The sequence below is a fragment of the Novosphingobium sp. HII-3 genome (genome assembly GCF_002916655.1).
Taxonomy (GTDB): Bacteria; Pseudomonadota; Alphaproteobacteria; order Sphingomonadales; family Sphingomonadaceae; genus Novosphingobium; species Novosphingobium panipatense.
Window position 1 is genome coordinate 705,589 of record NZ_PPSM01000014.1, and the last position, 17,287, is coordinate 722,875.

Annotated in this window: 14 protein-coding genes; 9 read left to right on the forward strand and 5 right to left on the reverse strand. The window is 65.5% G+C overall.

All coding sequences use genetic code 11. The annotated features are described in order from the left end of the window. Positions 1-64: 64 nt before the first annotated feature. The 4 genes from C2R25_RS07205 (at position 65) to C2R25_RS07220 (ending at position 6,159) form a co-directional block, all read left to right on the forward strand. On the forward strand, positions 65-802 hold the full coding sequence (locus tag C2R25_RS07205) for an ABC transporter ATP-binding protein (RefSeq protein WP_103728493.1): 738 nt from the start codon (positions 65-67) through the stop codon (positions 800-802). Next, the gene (locus tag C2R25_RS07210) at positions 799-2,238 is read left to right on the forward strand and encodes a DUF3526 domain-containing protein (protein ID WP_103728494.1); all 1,440 of its coding nucleotides are present in this window, start codon (positions 799-801) and stop codon (positions 2,236-2,238) included. Before C2R25_RS07205 ends, C2R25_RS07210 begins: the two co-directional genes overlap by 4 nt. Further along, positions 2,235-3,491 carry a DUF3526 domain-containing protein gene (locus C2R25_RS07215; protein ID WP_103728495.1) on the forward strand — a complete coding sequence of 419 codons (1,257 nt, stop codon included), beginning with the start codon at positions 2,235-2,237 and terminating at the stop codon, positions 3,489-3,491. The genes C2R25_RS07210 and C2R25_RS07215 overlap by 4 nt, the downstream gene beginning before the upstream one ends. A 175-nt stretch (positions 3,492-3,666) precedes the next feature. Further along, positions 3,667-6,159 (forward strand): PAS domain-containing sensor histidine kinase, encoded by a 2,493-nt coding sequence (locus C2R25_RS07220; RefSeq protein ID WP_103728496.1) that lies wholly within the window; start codon positions 3,667-3,669, stop codon positions 6,157-6,159. Positions 6,160-6,282: 123 nt separating this feature from the next. On the opposite strand, the gene rlmN is transcribed toward C2R25_RS07220, so the two are convergent. Further along, complete coding sequence (gene rlmN / locus C2R25_RS07225) at positions 6,283-7,620, reverse strand: 23S rRNA (adenine(2503)-C(2))-methyltransferase RlmN (protein WP_103728636.1); 1,338 nt, start codon at positions 7,618-7,620, stop codon at positions 6,283-6,285. 295 nt (positions 7,621-7,915) lie between these two features. Between rlmN and C2R25_RS07230 the strand changes: the two genes are divergently transcribed. Continuing rightward, positions 7,916-8,587 (forward strand): outer membrane protein, encoded by a 672-nt coding sequence (locus C2R25_RS07230; protein WP_103728497.1) that lies wholly within the window; start codon positions 7,916-7,918, stop codon positions 8,585-8,587. A gap of 58 nt (positions 8,588-8,645) precedes the next feature. On the opposite strand, the gene C2R25_RS07235 is transcribed toward C2R25_RS07230, so the two are convergent. The 4 genes from C2R25_RS07235 to C2R25_RS07250 form a co-directional block, all read right to left on the reverse strand. Continuing rightward, entirely contained in the window at positions 8,646-9,116 is a 471-nt protein-coding gene (locus C2R25_RS07235; protein ID WP_233203801.1) for a hypothetical protein, read from the reverse strand. Positions 9,117-9,178: 62 nt separating this feature from the next. Further along, positions 9,179-9,955: a TSUP family transporter gene (locus C2R25_RS07240; protein WP_233203802.1), complete on the reverse strand. Its 777-nt coding sequence runs from the start codon at positions 9,953-9,955 to the stop codon at positions 9,179-9,181. Next, positions 9,952-10,431 (reverse strand): transcription elongation factor GreB, encoded by a 480-nt coding sequence (gene greB, locus C2R25_RS07245; RefSeq protein ID WP_103728500.1) that lies wholly within the window; start codon positions 10,429-10,431, stop codon positions 9,952-9,954. The genes C2R25_RS07240 and greB overlap by 4 nt, the downstream gene beginning before the upstream one ends. 64 nt (positions 10,432-10,495) lie before the next feature. Further along, complete coding sequence (locus C2R25_RS07250) at positions 10,496-12,475, reverse strand: lytic transglycosylase domain-containing protein (protein ID WP_103728501.1); 1,980 nt, start codon at positions 12,473-12,475, stop codon at positions 10,496-10,498. A gap of 101 nt (positions 12,476-12,576) precedes the next feature. Between C2R25_RS07250 and dapA the strand changes: the two genes are divergently transcribed. The 4 genes from dapA (at position 12,577) to C2R25_RS07270 (ending at position 17,192) form a co-directional block, all read left to right on the forward strand. Then, a complete protein-coding gene (dapA, locus tag C2R25_RS07255) occupies positions 12,577-13,458 on the forward strand; it encodes a 4-hydroxy-tetrahydrodipicolinate synthase (protein WP_103728502.1) in 882 nt (293 codons plus the stop codon). A 239-nt stretch (positions 13,459-13,697) separates the two neighbouring features. Beyond that, positions 13,698-14,180, forward strand: coding sequence for an SsrA-binding protein SmpB (gene smpB, locus C2R25_RS07260; protein WP_103728503.1), 483 nt, complete (start codon positions 13,698-13,700; stop codon positions 14,178-14,180). 7 nt (positions 14,181-14,187) lie between these two features. After that, complete coding sequence (locus tag C2R25_RS07265) at positions 14,188-14,775, forward strand: DUF2062 domain-containing protein (protein WP_103728504.1); 588 nt, start codon at positions 14,188-14,190, stop codon at positions 14,773-14,775. Further along, positions 14,772-17,192 carry an ATP-binding protein gene (locus C2R25_RS07270; RefSeq protein ID WP_103728505.1) on the forward strand — a complete coding sequence of 807 codons (2,421 nt, stop codon included), beginning with the start codon at positions 14,772-14,774 and terminating at the stop codon, positions 17,190-17,192. Before C2R25_RS07265 ends, C2R25_RS07270 begins: the two co-directional genes overlap by 4 nt. Positions 17,193-17,287: the final 95 nt, after the last annotated feature.

A 17,287-nucleotide genomic window follows, 5' to 3' on the forward strand; every position in this document is an offset into this window, starting at 1 on the left:
AATGCGGCAGGAGGTGGGCAATCTGCAGAAGCCCTGAAAATATCAGCAATATTCGGGAAACATCATGGTTGAAACGGCGCCGCCGATCCTGATTGAGAACCTTGCCGTGACCTACGGCGACCACCGCGTCCTGGATGGCCTTTCCCTTTCTGCGCCTGAGGGCAGCGTAACGGCTCTGCTGGGCGGCAACGGGGCGGGGAAATCCACTACGCTCTCGACGTTGCTGGGGTTCGTGAAGGCACACGCGGGCGCCGTCTCGGTCTGCGGCGTCGATCCTGGCGTAGCTCCCGACGCGGCTCGCCGCCAGATCGCCTATCTGCCGGAAAACGTCGCGCTCTATGAACATCTGACGGCCGTTGAGAACGCGCAGTACCTGCTGGCCCTCTCCGGCGGAAAGCAGGATCGCGCGGCCATCGTCGAGGCCTTCGCCGCCGCCGGCCTGCAGGAGCGCGCCTGGGGGCAGCGGCTGGGTGCCTTTTCCAAGGGCATGCGCCAGAAGGTCGCCATCGCCGTGGCCCTGCTGCGCGAGGTGCCGGTGCTGCTGCTCGATGAGCCGACCTCCGGCCTTGATCCGCGCGCCACGGCCGATTTCAACGCGCTTGTCCTCTCCGTGCGCGAACGGGGCACCGCGGTTCTGATGGTGACGCACGATCTGCTCAGCGCGGCCGACATCGCCGATAGGATCTGTTTCCTCGAGAGCGGGCGCATCGTCGAGGACGTGGTGGCGCATGGCCCCGATCGCTTTGACGTGCGTGCGCTCCACGCCCGCTTTGCGGTCGCCACGCAGAGGCTGGCGGCATGAATCCGACCTCGCTCATAGCGCGCGACGAGTTGCGGCTGATGCGCCGCAACCGTGTCGCCGTGATCGCTTGCCTGCTGCTGGTGCTGCTGACCCTGGTCGCGGTGGCGAGTTCCTGGGCGCACCAGAAGGGGATCGAGGATCTGCGCGCGCGCCAGCAGCACGAGGCCGAACGGGCCTTCGACGCGCAGCCAGACCGGCATCCGCACCGCGTGGTGCATTACGGCACCTTCATCTTCCGCCCTCTGAGCGCGCTCGCGGCGTTCGACCCCGGTGTCGACGCTTTCACCGGCAATTCGATGTTCCTTGAAGGCCATCGGCAGAACACAGCCAATTTCGGCGACGTAAACCAGAGTTCGCTGTTGGTCCGCTTCGGGCAGTTGACCCCCGCCTTCGTGCTGCAGGCCGTGGCGCCGCTGCTGCTGATCTTCCTCGGCTATGGCGCTATCGCGCGTGAAACGGAGCGGGGCACCCTGCGTGTGCTGATGATGCAGGGCGCGACGCGCGGTGCGATCGTGCGCGGCAAGCTGCGCGCGCTCGGCGCTGTCGCCTTGCTGGTGGCACTGCCCGCGATCCTGGGACTGGCCGCGCTGGCGGCCACCTCGGGCGCGGCGATCCTGCCAACGGTGGCGATCGTCCTCGGATATGGCGCATGGCTGCTGCTGTGGGTCACCGTCATCGTGCTCGTCTCCACACTGGTCGGGCGCAGCCGCGACGCGCTGCTCGCGCTTGTGGCGATCTGGGCGGTGAGCGTCGTCCTTCTGCCGCGCGTCGCAACCGATATCGCCAGTGCTGCGGTGCCCCTGCAGAACCGGCTCCAGACCGAAGTGGCCATCGCACGCGACTTGCGAGAGATGGGCGATTCCCACAACCCGGATGATCCGCACTTCGCTGCCTTCAAGCGCTCGGTGTTGCAGCGCTACGGCGTCACGCGGGTGGAAGACCTGCCGGTCAACTACAAGGGTCTGCTCGCCGTGGAGGGTGAGAAAGTCACCTCCGCGCTGTTCGACCGCTACAGCGGCGAAAGTTACGCGGCGCAGGGGGCTCAGAACGGGATCGTCAGTGCGGTGGGAGTGATCAGCCCGGCCATCGCCTTGCGCTCCCTCTCGATGGCGGCGGCGGGAACGGATTTCGCGGCTCATCGCGGCTTCCTCGAACAGGCAGAAGCCTACCGCTATGATCTCGTCCAGCGGCTCAATCGCCTGCAGGCCGATGGCGTCACGTATGCCGACGATACCGCCCGCGATGCAGGCGCTGACCGCCGCAAGCGAGTCGCCGCCGGAAACTGGGAGGAAATGCCGGACTTCGCTTATCGCGCACCCGACGGCGCGACGCTCGCCGCCCGCTCGCTTCCGGGACTTGCCGTCATCCTCGGCTGGCTCGTTTTCGCGGGGGCCTCTCTCGCCATCGCCACCCGCCGCCTGGGAGAGCGCCAATGACACTCTGGAGGCATGAAGCCCGGCTGCTGCTGCGCCAGCGCCTCGCCATGATCGCGCTCGCCCTGCTGGCGGTGCTGACCGTTGCGGCCCTGGGGGCAGGCATGGCCGAAGTGTCGCGCCAGCATGCTGCCATCGCTGCCATCCCGGCCGCGCAGGCCGAAGACATCGGCGCCATCGCAGCCTGGGTCGACAGGGAGAAGGACGCGGGCAGCGCCGCCTACTACAGCTTCCACCCGACCTGGAACGCGCCGTCGCCGCTTGCCTTCGCGGCCCTGGGCATGCGGGACGTCTCTCCCTACATCCTGCGCGTCCGGGCGCTGGGGCTCGAAGCGCAGATCTACGATGGCGACACCTTCAACCCCGAGCTGGCTCTGCCCGGCAGGTTCGATTTCGCCTTCGTGCTGGTGTTCCTTGCCCCGCTCTTCGTCATCGCCCTGTGCCACGATCTGGTTTCGGGCGAACGGGAGGCCGGTCGCTGGCGAACCCTGGCGGCACTCCCCTATGGGGGCGCGGCCTTGTGGAGACGCCGCAGCTTGCTGCGCCTCGGCTTGCTGTCGGCCGCGATCGGCTTGCCATTCGCGCTAGCCGCGGCGATGTCGGGCGTTTCGCCGGGCGCGATCCTCATCGTCCTGCTGCTGGTCCTTGCATACCTGCTGTTCTGGGTTGGCCTCTGCGCGCTCGTCGGCCGGCTACGCTGGAGCAGCGTCGCCAACGCGGCGACCCTGGCAGGGCTCTGGCTGGTGCTCGTGCTCGTGCTGCCGACGCTTGGGCACGTGGCCATAAACCGCGCCATCCCGGTCAACCAGGGAGCGGAGATCGCCCTTGCCCAGCGGGAGGCGGTCAATCGCGCATGGGATATCCCGCGAGCGGAGACCATGCGCCGGTTCTACGCCGGTCATCCGCAATGGGCCGATTCGCCGCCGCTGGAAACGGCTTTCCATTACAAGTGGTACTTCGCCTTCCATCAGGTGGGCGACGAGAGTGTCGCCAAGCAGGTGCGCGCCTATCGGCACGGTCTTGAAACCCGGGACGAGGCCGCTCGAACCCTGGGCTGGGTGCTGCCTTCGGTCGGCGTACAGGCGCTGTTGACGCGCATGGCGCGGACGGACCTTACCGCTCAACTCGCCTATCGCGACGCTATCCGCCACTTCCATCGCCGCCTGCGGGAGTTCTACTACGGATACCTGTTCCGCGATCGGCCGTTTGGAAAGGCGGATTTCGAGCGGGCCCCACGCTTCGACGCGGCGCCGTAACGGATCGGGCAGGCACGGGGGCCGCGTGGCGTCCGGCTCTACGCCTCGCCGAAAAATCCCGTTTCGGCACATCCAAGCGGCTTTTGACTCAGGCGTGGCGGCAAAACAGTGTTAGGGATGTGACAGCGGGGAAGGGCTGGCTGGTCAGCGCCGACAATCTCGCTATCAAGGCACCATGATGAGTTTTCTGGAAGGTGGCGGGGTACAGGCCGAGGCAATTCGGCGGTTCGACTGGACAGGAAACCCCATCGGGGATCCTGAAAACTGGCCGGCGGCGCTGAAAACGGCTGCCAATCTGATCCTCGCCTCCCGTTTTCCCCAATGCATCGTCTGGGGGCCGTCGCTCATTACAATTCCCAACGACGCATTCCTGGAAATCCTCGGTGAGAAGCCGGAGGCTCTAGGGCGTTCCTTCAGCGACGTGTGGAGCGAGGCATGGGCCTCTATCTCGCCCATTGTGGAGGACGCGTTCGCGGGTAAGGCGACCTACATCGAGGATTTCCCGCTCATCATCGACCGGCGTGGTTATCTGGAGCAAACCTACTTCACCTTCTGCTACAGCCCGATACGGGATGAGGGCGGCGAGGTGGTCGGCATGCTCGACACCGTGACGGAAACAACGGCGCAGACAACCCTGCGCAAGGAGGTCCAGCAGCGAACGGAAGCGGAGAACGCGCTGGCGGCGATCGAAGAGCGTTACCATCTGGTCAGCCGGGCTACCAACGACGCCATCTGGGACTGGCACTTCGCCACCAATCATGTGACCTGGAACGAAGCGCTTGAAACGGTGCACGGCCACAAGCTCTCCGGAGTAGAGCCCACGGGCGAATGGTGGATCGAGCATATACATCCTGCCGACAGGGATCGTGTTCACGACAGCATCCAGGCGGCCATTGACGGTCGTGCAGACAACTGGTCGGATGAATACCGCTTTGCCCGGGCCAGTGGCCAATACGCGACCATCCTTGACCGCGGTCATATAATTCGCGACGCCACCGGCAACGCCATACGCATGATCGGCGCCATGCTGGACCTGACCGAGCGTCAGCGCGCGCGTGCCGAACTCACGATGAACGAGGAGAGGCTGCGCCTGGCGACGGAAGCGGCCGAGATCGGCTTCTGGGACGTCGATGTGATCCACGATGCCCTGATCTGGCCGCCGATCGTCAAGGCAATGTTCGGGATATCGCCCGAGGTGCCGGTGACCATGGCCGACTACTACAGCGGCATCCATGCCGATGATCTGGAAGCCACCTTGCAGGGCTACGCGGCTGCAGCCGACCCCGAACGCCGAGCCGTGTACGATGTCGAATACCGTACCGTCGGCAAGGAAGACGGTGTGGTCCGCTGGGTGGCCGCCAAGGGGAGGGGAATTTTCAGCGAGGACGGCCAGTGCCTCAGAGTCATCGGAACCGCCATCGACGTGACGGAGCGCAAGCGCTCCGAAGCGCAGTTGCTGGAGCTCAACCATCATCTCGAGCGGCGGGTGGCCCAGGCCATCGCGGAGCGTGAGCAGGTCGAGGAGGTTTTGCGCCAATCGCAGAAGATGGAAGCCGTGGGCCAGCTGACAGGCGGCATCGCGCATGACTTCAACAACATGCTGGCCGTCATCGTCGGGTCGCTGGATCTGCTGAACCGGCGCCTGGGAGCAGACGATGCGCGGGCCAGGCGGTATGTCGATGCCGCTCTCGAAGGCGCCAGCCGCGCCACTTCGCTGACCCAGCGGCTCCTCGCCTTTTCCCGCCAGCAGCCGCTCAACCCCGAAGTGCTCGACATCAATACGCTGGTTCCCGGCATGTCGGAGCTTCTGGCGCACTCACTGGGAACGGATATTCGCCTCGAAACCGTGCTCGCCGCAGGTCTGTGGCGCACGCATGCGGACCGCAATCAGCTGGAGAACGTGGTCCTCAACCTGGCTGTCAACGCGCGAGACGCAATGCCGGAGGGTGGGCGACTGACGATTGAGAGCCAGAACGCCTTTTTCGACGATCGGTATTCGGCCGCCAACTTCGGGGTTCCGGCCGGTCAGTATGTGCTGATAGCGGTGTCCGACACCGGGTCCGGCATGCCGGCAGACGTGATTGCCAAGGCCTTCGACCCCTTCTTCACGACCAAGGAGGTCGGCAGGGGGACGGGGCTTGGGCTGAGCCAGGTCTACGGATTCGTCAAGCAGTCCGGCGGTCACGTCAAGATCTACTCCGAACCTGGAGTGGGCACGACCGTGAAGATCTATCTTCCGCGCTTCATCGGTGAGGATGTCGCGGCTGAGGGGATCACGGCCCGCCTTCTCCCCATGGGGGAGGAACAGGAGGTGATCCTGGTTGTAGAGGACGAGGCGGCCGTGCGCCGGTTCAGCGTCGATGCGCTGAATGAGCTGGGCTATCACGTGCTGGAAGCCGAAGGCGCGGTCGCGGCTCTCAGGCTGGTCGATTCCCATCCCGAAATCACGCTGCTCTTCACCGATATCGTCATGCCCGACATGAACGGTCGCAAGCTCGCCGAGGAAGCGCTCCGCCGGCGGCCGGACCTCAAGATACTCTACACCTCGGGGTATACCCGCGACGCCGTCGTGCATAACGGCGTGATTGATCCCGGGGTGGAACTGATCGGAAAGCCGTTCACCATCGAACAGCTGGCCACGAAGATCAGGTCGGTTCTGGAGACCTGACCAGAAGCGTTCCGGCGGCCAATGCCGGCCCGCCAGCGCCGACAAGACCGAGGGTTATTGCCGGGAACGGCCCTTGCGGCACAAGCCCGCCGCCCCGCATGAGTGCAGGGCGACGGGATCCGTTTACTGCGCTTCGGCCGCCAGCGCCGCGTCCTTTTCGGCGTAAAGCCGGTCCAGCTCGGCACGGCTCTTCTTTTCCGCCGCCGTCTTGAGCTGGCCGCAGGCCGCGTCGATGTCCCGGCCGCGCGGGGTCCGGACGGGGGCGGAGATGCCCCCCTCAAAGACGATGTTCGAGAAAGCGCGGATGCGGTCCGGCGTCGAGCATTCGTAAGGGGCGCCCGGCCAAGGGTTGAACGGGATCAGGTTGACCTTGGCGGGCAGCTTGTACTTGCGCAGCAGGCGAACGAGTTCGCGCGCATCCTCGTCGCTGTCGTTCTTGTCCTTCAGCATCACGTATTCGAAGGTGATACGCCGGGCGTTCGATGCGCCGGGGTAGTCGGCACAGGCCTGCAGCAGATCTTCGATGCCGTACTTCTTGTTGATCGGGACGATCTCGTCGCGCACATCCTTGGTCACCGCGTGGAGCGAAACCGCAAGGTTCACGCCGATTTCCTGGCCGCAGCGCTCCATCTGCGGGATCACCCCCGAGGTGGAAAGCGTGATGCGGCGCTTGGACAAAGCGAGGCCATCGCCGTCCATGACGATCCCGAGCGCGTCACGCACGTTGTCGAAGTTGTAGAGCGGCTCGCCCATGCCCATCATCACGATGTTGGTGAGCAGGCGGCCATCGGCCGAGTAGGACCCTTCGTCCTCGTCGTCGTCGAGACCGGCCATCGTCGCGAGGCGGATGTCCTCGGCGTTCTTCGGCCATTCTCCCAGTGCGTCGCGCGCCAGCATGACCTGCCCGACGATCTCGCCCACGGTCAGGTTCCGCACCAGGCGCATGGTGCCGGTGTGGCAGAAGCGGCAGTTGAGTGTGCAGCCCACCTGCGACGAAACGCACAGGGTTCCGCGGTCGGCGTCGGGGATGAACACCATCTCGAAATCATGGCCGTCTGCGGTGCGCAGCAGCCACTTTCGCGTGCCGTCGCTGGAGTGCTGCGCTTCCACGATCGTCGGGCGGCCGATGACGAAGCGCTCCGCCAGCCAGGGGCGCATGGTCTTGGCGATGTCGGTCATCGCGTCGAACTCGGTCACGCCGCGGTGATAGAGCCAGTGAAAGACCTGCTTGGCGCGCAGCTTTGCCGCCTTCGCGTCCAGTCCCGCTCCCTCGAACAACTCGGCAATGCGTTTCCGTGGCAAGCCGACGAGGTCTGTCCGTCCATCTTCGCGCGGCGTCACGCCTTCGACCAGCGTCGGGCGCGGCACGGTCATCGGGTCGACATGGCCCGGGATCGGCATGAGGCCGGCAGCGGTCGAAGCCGCGTCCGCCCCGGCAGGGGAGAGGTTCGTTTCTGACATGATCGGCGCGCATATAGTGCATCCGGAGCCGAAACGAAAGATCTGTGACGAGCCCGCACCTGCGGCGCGCGCGAACACATCTGTCGCGGCCCGGTTCCTCCCGCGCACCGCGCCCACATCTCACCCCGTCCCGCAGTGTTGCGAAAAAGCCTCAGTCATCTTGTTGTGTGAGGTTCAGGAAACTCCAAGCCATTCAAAAGCTTTTGACCAGTCCAGGCGGAACGATCCGCTGGCTGGTTACCCGACGGGCAGAAATGCAACTGCCTCACGGGACGGATTCATTGGAGTACCTTGCATGAAGAAGATCCTTGTTTGCCTGGCTGCTGGCACCGCGATGGCCGTGGCCGCTCCGGCCATGGCGCAGAACGTCGGCCCGGCAGAGCCCTTCACGGGCTTCCACGTCGAAGCTCTCGCAGGTTACGACGTCAGCAAAGCCGGAAGCAGCATCGATGACGACGTCAACGAGGACAACGACCAGTCGATCGATGGGTTCGCCTATGGCGTCGGTGCGGGTTACGACTTCCGCATGAACAACTTCGTCATCGGCCCCGAGGCGGAAGTGACCTGGTCGACCGCGAAGACCAGCTTCGAGGATGGTGACTTCGAAGGTTTCGGTGTCGGCAACGTGAAGACCAACCGCGACATCTACGTTGGTGCCCGCGTCGGTTACGTCGTGAGCCCGCAGACGATGGTCTATGCCAAGGGCGGTTACACCAACGCCAAGTTCGACGTACGCAACGCCATCGGTACGACGGACACCAATCGCGATCTCGACGCGGATGGCTGGCGCATCGGCGCCGGCGTGGAGCAGGCGATCAGCAACAACGTCTTCGCAAAGCTCGAGTACCGTTACTCGAACTACGAGAAGGGCGAACTCGACTACACCGGCGACTCCCCGGATGGCCAGCGTTTCGATCTCGACCTGGACCGCCACCAGGTCATGGCTGGCGTGGGCGTGCGCTTCTGACGCGACTTCAGCCTCATGGCGAGGGGAGGGCGGGGCTTCGGCTCCGCCCTTCTTGCATTCAGCGCAGCTTGGCGCAGCCTATAAGGGCGGCATCCATCGCCGAAGCGGCACCGGGCAGCGACCATCGATCCGTGAATGAGCGCCCGCGCGCATCTCGCGTCGAGACGGACATGATGGATGATGCCCGCATGGCCGCCACGATAGTCGCGTTGTCGGCTGCGTTAAGTGCCCAGGCATCGCCGCCGCCACCCGTAAGCTGAAGGCGCTGGCGGCCGATACGCAGGTAGATCCTGGCGTTTTCCGCCATCTGGCGCGACAGGCGAAAGTGGACTTGGCTGCGGGCACCGCGCCGGGGCCAGGTGCCGATGGCGGCATAAGGCTGGTAATCACGCTTCTTCAGGTTCGGCTGCGCCAGGGCGATGGCGTAGCAGCGTGGGACAAGGGGGTCCCGGAACGCGCCCCAGTCTCCGTAAAGGCCAAGACTTTCGCGGGCGTGCGCCGGGGGCGCGCCGAGGGCGAGAAGGGCCATCGACAGGGCCAAGTACACGGCGGAACGTAGCATCGCGCGCGGGTATAGGCTGCGGGGCGCGTCTAGAACAGGGACCAGACGGGGTTGTTCGGATCGGACAGGAGCTTGATCGTCAGCGCCAGCGACATGATGACCAGCAGCGGACGAACGCCTTTGCCGCCGTACCGGATCGCCAGCCGGGCGCCGGTCATGTTGCCCGCCACGTTGGCCACGGCCATGGCGCCGCCCAGCAGCCAGAGGACCTTGCCGCCGGCGATCAGGGCGAGCAGGCCGGCGATGTTGGTGGACAGGTTCAGGAACTTCGTGTTGGCAATGGCGCGCACCAGCCCCAGCCCTCCCAGTGCCACGAGCGTCGTGGTGAAGAACGAGCCGGTGCCGGGGCCGAAGAAGCCATCATAGAAGCCTATCCCGGTCGTCACCAGCGTCAGGCCGATGCGCCCGAGCCGGGCGTGGCGGTCCACGTCGCTCATCGGCGGGGAAAGGAGAAAATACAGCCCCATCGCCACCAGCAGGACCGGCACGAAGGCGGACAGGACAGCCGGGTTCAGGAACTGCACGGCGGTCGCGCCCGCCACGGAGCCGATGAAAGCACCTGCCGCCGGGATGGCATAGCCCTTCAGGTCCACGTGGCCCGCGCGGTGGAAGGTGAGGAACGCCGAGGAGGTGCCGATCGTGCTTTGCAGCTTGTTGGTTGCAAGGGCGGAGACAGGCGGGATCCCCGCAGCCATCAGGGCAGGGATCGTCAGCAGCCCACCGCCGCCGGCCATGGCGTCTATGTTACCGGCAAGGAAGGCTACGCCCACAAGGAAGGCGACGGCATCGAGGGAAAGTTCGATCACGGGTAGCTGACCGCCATGATCTCCCATTCCCTCTCACCGGAGGGCAGGCGAACCGTCCGCAGGTCGCCCACGGCGGCACCGCGAAGAGCCCGGGCGAGAGGCGCGCTCCAGCCGATGCGTCCGGTGGAAGCATCCTGTTCGTCGTCGCCGACAAGGGTGATGACGAGGCGTTCGTCCTCTTCATCGGCCAGCTCGACCGTTGCGCCGAAGAACACCTTGCTGCGATCGGTCTGTTCAGCCGGTTCCACGACGCGCAAGGCTTTCATCCGCCGGGCGAGGAAAGCCAGTTCGCGATCGATCTCGCGCATGCGCTTGCGACCGTAGAGATAGTCGCCGTTTTCCGATCGGTCCCCGTTGCCGGCGGCCCAGGAGACGATCTCCACGATCTCCGGCCGCTCCTTGCCGAGCAGATGATCGTAACGGGCGCGCAGGCTGGCCATGCCTGCAGGGGTGATCGGAGGACCGGCTGGTTTCATGCCGCTCTCTCTAGGCAATCGGCGGCGAAGGGCCAAGCGTCTCCTCGCCGCTTATGCGCAGGCCTCAGCCGGGGGTGCGCTTCCCCGGCATCAACCGCGTCAGCTTGTTTGCCCCTCTGTAGTCCGCTTTTTCGGGATAGATGGTTTCGTAGACCACCGCATTCTCCAGCACGCGCTGGACGTAGTTCTTGGTCTCGTAGATGGGGATCTGTTCCATCCAGTCGATCCAGTCCACAGCGCCGGTACGCGGATCCCCGTTGGCGCGAAGCCACTTGTTCACGTTGCCCGGGCCGGCATTGTAGGCGGCGACAGCCAGCGGCACGGCACCGCCGAAGTAATCCTTCACCCGCCGGAAATACCCGTCGCCGAGCAGGATGTTGTAGTTGGGATCGCTGATTAGCGAGCCCTCATCATACGCCAGCCCCATCTTGCCCGCCTGCTCGCGGGCGGTGCCGGGCATAAGCTGCATGAGCCCTCGCGCTCCGGCGTGGCTGAGCGCGTTCTGCGCGAACTGGCTCTCCTGACGCGCTATGGCATGGACCATCGTCCAGTCCGTGCCCGGCGGCGTCGGCACCAGCGGGAATGAAATCTTGCCGAACTGGTCGAACCCTCCCGCATGGGCGCTCTGCCCCATGATGACGGCCAGGTCGCGGCGGCCGATCTGACGGGCGAGGTCGGCGACGAGGACATGGTCTTCCGCCGTCTGCGCCTGATCCGCGATCTCCCGGTAGAACTGGATGCCGGTGCGCCAGTCGGCGTCACGGGCGACGTCGCGCACCGCCCGTGTGATCGGCAGCGAGGCGAACGCCGTGCGCTGCGCCGTGGTGGGAGTGGCGGTGGGGCGGGTGTCGAGGTTCGGAATCGGTCGCCCCAGCCGCTCAAGCGAAAGCTGCCCGTAGAAGTACTGCGGATACTGCGCGGCCATCTCGAAGTAGCGGTTCGCTCCGGCGGTGTCGCCCGCCATCGCCAGCGCCCGGCCCGCCCAGTAGAAGCCCTTTGAGCGCGTTCCCGGCGTCTGGGCGGCCGCGCCGTATCGGTAGAACAGGGGCGCCGCCTGCCGTGGATTGCGCAGGCTCCAGAGGGCTTTGGTGCCGCCGAGCCAAACCAGGGACGTGTAATCGTCACGCACCCTGTAAGGCTGGCGACTGACATCGGTGCCGGGCGCGAAGGCGTCGTCGATAGAGGCGGCGATCTTCACCGCGCTCGCCGCGTCCGCGCCTCTGGCGGCGGTGAGCAGTTCCCGCACCCAGAGCTGCGGTTCGGGTACGGGGCGGGCGAGGGCCGGGCGATTTGCGAGGAGCGTGATCGCGCCTGGCGCATTGCCCGAGCGCCGGGCCTGCACCGCGCGGTTGTACACATAACCGGGATCAGACGCGATCGCAGGAGGCAGGCTCAGGCCCAGCGTACCCGGAGGCGAACCCTGCAGCAAGGTGAGCCGTTCCATGAACTCGGGCCGACGAGCCGAAGACACGAAGGAAATCTGGCGTTCGGCCTGTGCGGTCTCCCCCTGCCAGAGGAGCACGTCCATCCGGGCATCATGGTCGGCCGGGGTGAACTGGTTCCGATAGAGACCCAGTAGCGCCGCCTCGTCCGAGGCGATGAGGCTGCCCTTGCGCCAGGCGGCGACGGCGTTGGTGGCCGCGTCCGCGCGCCGCAGGCTTGACAGCGCCACGGCGTATCGCCCGGCGGCCTGGCTGCCGAGCGGCGCGAAGCGGTCGAAGAAGCCCACGATGGTCTGCGGCGCGGGATTTTCCGTCAGCAGCGCCTTTTCCGCATAGCCCCTGAGCCTGTCCTGCTGGGGGTAGCCGGGATAACTGAGAAGAAACCCCGTGTAGGCGGAGAAGCCAAGGCGATCGTTGCTCGAAAGCTGCTTCCAGCGGTCGATCGACTGGTGCACGGTCATGTCGTGCGACTGCATGGCCGCAGCGCGTGCGGCGTCCCATTCCCGCCCGTCCGGCATACTGGACTGCGCAAGGGCAGGCGAGGCGAAGAGGACGAAAGAAATGCTCAGCAGCAGGTGGGGGGTGCGCAACATGCTGGACATTTTCGGAAGAGGCTCCTTATCAGGCGCTGAACGTGACGCTCGGCAGGCGGGGTTTGTTCCCTTGCCGGACGATCATTGACCATCGTTAAGAGGTAAAGTCCATGTTCTCCGGCTCGATTCCCGCGCTTGTCACACCGTTTCGCGACGGAGCGTTCGATGAGCAGGCTTTCCGGCGCCTTGTCGAATGGCAGATCGAATCGGGCTCTGCGGCGCTCGTCCCCTGCGGCACGACGGGCGAGAACTCGACGCTCTCCAACGCCGAGCACCACCGCGTGATCGAAGTGTGCATCGAGCAGGCGGCCGGCCGCGTCCCGATCATCGCGGGCTGCGGCAGCAACGACACGATGAACGCGCTGCTGCACATGAACTTTTCGAAGAAGTGCGGTGCGGCGGCGGCGTTGCTGGTCGCGCCCTACTACAACCGCCCGAGCCAGGAGGGGCTGATCGCGCACTTCAGCTACCTGGCCGAGAACAATGACCTGCCGATCGTGCTGTACAACGTCCCGGGCCGGACGGTGACGGACCTCCTGCCGGAAACCGTCTGCGAACTGGCGCGCCGCTATCCGGGGCGGTTCATCGGCATCAAGGACGCCAGCGGCGACCTGTCGCGCGTGACCGACCACCGCATGGGAATCGGCAAGGACTTCGTGCAGCTCTGCGGGGACGATGAACTGGCGCTGCCGTTCAACGCGGCGGGCGGAGTCGGCTGCATTTCGGTGACCGCGAACGTCGCGCCCGCACTGTGCGCCCAGTTCCAGGCAGCCTGCGCCGCCAACGATCTGGAGAAGGCACGCGAGCTGAACGATCGCCTCTACCCGCTCCACTACGCTATGTTCGAGGACAGCTCGCCGGGCCCGTGCAAGTACGCGCTGGCGCAAGTCCATGACTGGATCGAAAACGAACTTCGCCTGCCGCTGGTGCCCTGCAGCGAAAAGGCGCGGTCCGCCGTCGACGAAGCGCTGGTTCACGCCGGCCTGCTTTAAGGCGCCGTTCGGACGGCCGGGGCGTCCTCGCGCTTGCGGACTCGCTGCAGAAGGGCGGCAACGGCGGTGAGCGCGTGGACTTCCACGAGTGCGCCCGGTCCGAGGGGGCATGCACGCGGCTGCGTTCAGCCCTCATGACGCGGCGCGGCGCGGCTTGGTGACGTCTCGACGGTTTTGGTTGCTATGGCTTGTCGAAGGGGCGTTTTCTTTTGTCGCGCCTGCCCCTACATGCGGCTGATATGGCACGCCCTCAGAACTCCGTATTCGACAAGGTCAAGACAGTCGCCGAGAACCGCAAGGCCCGGTTTGACTACCACATTGAGGACAAGTTCGAGGCGGGTATCGCGCTTACCGGCACCGAGGTGAAGTCTCTCCGCTCGGGGGAAGGCTCGATCGTCGAATCGTTCGCGGAAATTCGCGGCGGCGAATGCTGGCTGGTCAACGCCAACGTGCCGGAGTTCAGCCACGGCAACCGGTTCAACCATACCCCCAAGCGCCCCCGCAAGCTTCTGCTGCACGAGCGGGAGATTTCCCGGCTGCAGGGCGCGGTGGAGCGCAAGGGCATGACGCTGGTGCCCCTGTCGATTTACTTCAACAGTCGCGGTCGGGCCAAGGTGGAACTCGCGCTGGCGAAGGGCAAGAACGCTGCCGACAAGCGCCAGACGATCAAGGACCGCGACTGGAAGCGCGATCAGGCGCGCATCATGCGCGATCACGGGTAAGCGGCGAATGATCGCCTTCATCCACCGTCTCTCGGCGTGGCTGCACCGGCAGATGCCTACGCACGCGCAGATGGAGGGCAACCGGCTCACGGCGCCGTTCGCCAAGCGGCAGGAACTGTTCCGCTTTACCCGAAGATCGGTGCCGCGCGGCATGGCCGTGGGCATGTTCATCGGCATCTTCGCCCTGATTCCCGGTGTGCAGATCATCGGTGCGGCGCTTCTATGCGTTCCGTTCCGGGGTAACATCCCGCTTGCCGCGGCCGTGACCTTCATCAGCAATCCCTTCACGACCTTGCTGATCATCCTGCCCCTTGGCGTGGCGATCGGAAACAGCTTTGGCTACCATGCCGACATAGCGACCGTGACCACCATGGTCAGGGAAGGCGCAGGGCTCGAGCAGTGGTGGGGCTGGCTGCTGTCCGACACGGCTCCCGCTGTCGTCATCGGTCTGTTCATCCAGTCGATTATCGCTGCTTTCGTCAGCTACTTCCTTGCACTCTGGTTCTGGCGCTGGTGGATAGGCCACAAGCACCGGGCGCGGCGTGACCGTCCGCCTCGCGTCGTGGGAGATGCCCAGACGGAAACCTCTGCATGAAGGCAGAGGGCGAGAATGGCGGCGTCCGGGCGGACGTCGTGGTGGTGGCTGGAGCGCTGGTGCTCAGTGCTCTGCTTGTGTGGATCGCCTCGGGCGATGCCGTTCTCATGGGGATGTTCCTCGCCTCCGTCGCCGTGTTCGGCGTCATCGCCTGGGTTCTGTCGCGCCGCAGGGCGCCGCAGCCGGAGGTCGAGTTCGCACAGCCGGACTGGTCGGTCACCGTCGCGGGAATAGAGCGCCCGGACATGGCGATCGTGGTGACCGATCGCGCCGGGCGCCTGACGTGCGCCAACTCGGCCTTCGAGAGCTGGTTTGGCTCCGGGAGCGTGCCGCCGAGCCTGCCGGTCGTTCCCGCCTCGCTCGAACGGCTGGCGGATACCACGCGCCGGGCATGGCGCGACGGCCACGGGACTGCCGAGATCGTGAACGAGGATGGCGTGCATTGGCGAGCCGATGTCCGGCGGATCGGTCGGGGTGACGATTTCCTGATCTGGCGGCTGACGCCGGATGATGTCAGCAACCCTGTGGAGGAACTCGTCAGCCATCTGGACGGCAAGCTGGGCCGCGCGCTTTCGAAGGCAGGTATAGCGGCTGCCCTTGTCGATCCTGACGGCACGATCAGGACCGCCAGCGCTGGCTTCGCCATGCGCGCTTCAGGCGATCCGGCGGCGGACATGACCGGAGCTGATTTTGTCGACCTGCTGAGCCAGGAGGAGGGCGAAAGGATCGGCTGGGCGCGCGACGGCGGTCGCGGCAGCGCGCTGGTCCTCTACCACGTACCCGTAGTGGATCCGGACAATGCCGAAGAAGCGGACGCGAACACGACCCCCTCGCTCATGCTTGTTGTCGAAGCGGCGCACGGCATCGGCTCCGGCGGCGGCGGCACGGGTTCGGCCCCTCATCTTGAAGCGCTGCTGAGCCAGCTGCCGCTCGGCCTTGCCATGGCGGATCGGGACGGCCGGCTGCTGTTCGCTAATCCCGCATTCATGCGGGCCGCCGGTCAGGAGGGGCAGGCACCGCCCACCTATCCGACCGATCTCGTGGTCAAGGAAGACAAGCGGGCGCTGTCGGAGGCGATCCGGCGCTTTGCACAGGGCCCTGCTGCAGCCGGAGATCTCGCCATCCGCCTTGCGACGCAGGCGGACGATCCCGTCTCGCTCAGCCTCGCGGGCGTTCGGGGCCTGGGGGAGGCGGCGGTGCTTCTTGGCCTCACCGACACGTCGGAGGAGATGCGGCTGAAGCGGCAGGTCGCCCAGGCAACGAAGATGCAAGCGGTGGGCCAGCTTGCAGGCGGCGTTGCCCATGACTTCAACAACGTGCTGACCGCGATCCTCGGGACGTGCGATCTCATGTTGATGCGGCATACGCCCGGCGATTCGGATTACGACGATATCCAGCAGATCCGCGCGAATTCGAACCGCGCCGCATCGCTTACCCGCCAGTTGCTCGCGTTTTCGCGCCAGCAGACATTACGGCCCGAAGTCCTGCAGTTGCCCGACGTGGTGGCGGAGGTCTCGCAGATGCTCCGCCGCCTCATCGGTGAAAAGATCCAGCTTTCGGTGACGCATGATCGCGATCTCGGGCCGGTCCGGGCGGACCCGACCCAGCTCGAGCAGGTGATCGTGAACCTGTGCGTGAACGCGCGCGATGCCATGCAGAGCCGCGGCGACGGTTCCGGACGGCTTACGCTCGCAACCCGCAGGGTCACCACTACCGATGTGCGGGCCATGCGTTCGGAAATCGTCCCGGCGGGGGAATATACCGCGCTGATCGTGGAGGATACGGGCGGCGGTATCCCGCCGGAGATCGTGGGCAAGATATTCGAGCCGTTCTTTACCACCAAGGAGCAGGGAAAGGGGACGGGCCTGGGGCTTTCGACTGTCTACGGCATCGTAAAGCAGTCCGGCGGCTTCATCTTCGCGGAAAGCGAACAGGGCAGGGGAACCCGCTTTACCGTCTACCTGCCGGTGCATCACGGCGGCCCTGGCAGCGACGCGGAGGTGGCGTCCAGCGCCCCGCAGCCGCCGACAAGGAAATGGGCCGGCGGCGGTTCGATCCTGTTGGTGGAAGATGAAGATCCCGTTCGTATCGTAGCGGAGCGGGCACTGACCCGGCAGGGCTATCAGGTCACCTGCGCGCGCGATGGCGAGGAGGGGCTGGAACTCGTCGAGGAGGGCGGCCAGTTTGATCTTGTCGTCTCGGACGTGGTTATGCCCAGCCTGGACGGTCCCGCCATGGCGCGCGAGATACGCCGCTTTGCGCCGGATCTTCCGGTCCTTTTCATGTCCGGCTACGCGGAGGAGCAGCTTCGCAAGCAGATTGGCATCGCGAACGCCTGGTTCATGCCGAAACCGTTCTCGGTGCAGCAGCTCTCCGAAAAAGTCGGGGAAGTTCTGGCGCAGACGGCTGGCGATTAAAAAACGGAAATTTCGCGAAGTTCCCCTCTTGTTCTCGCGGAACGAAGCGAGTACATAGCAGCTCGTGACGTTGACCTTTCCGGTCATGCCGGTAG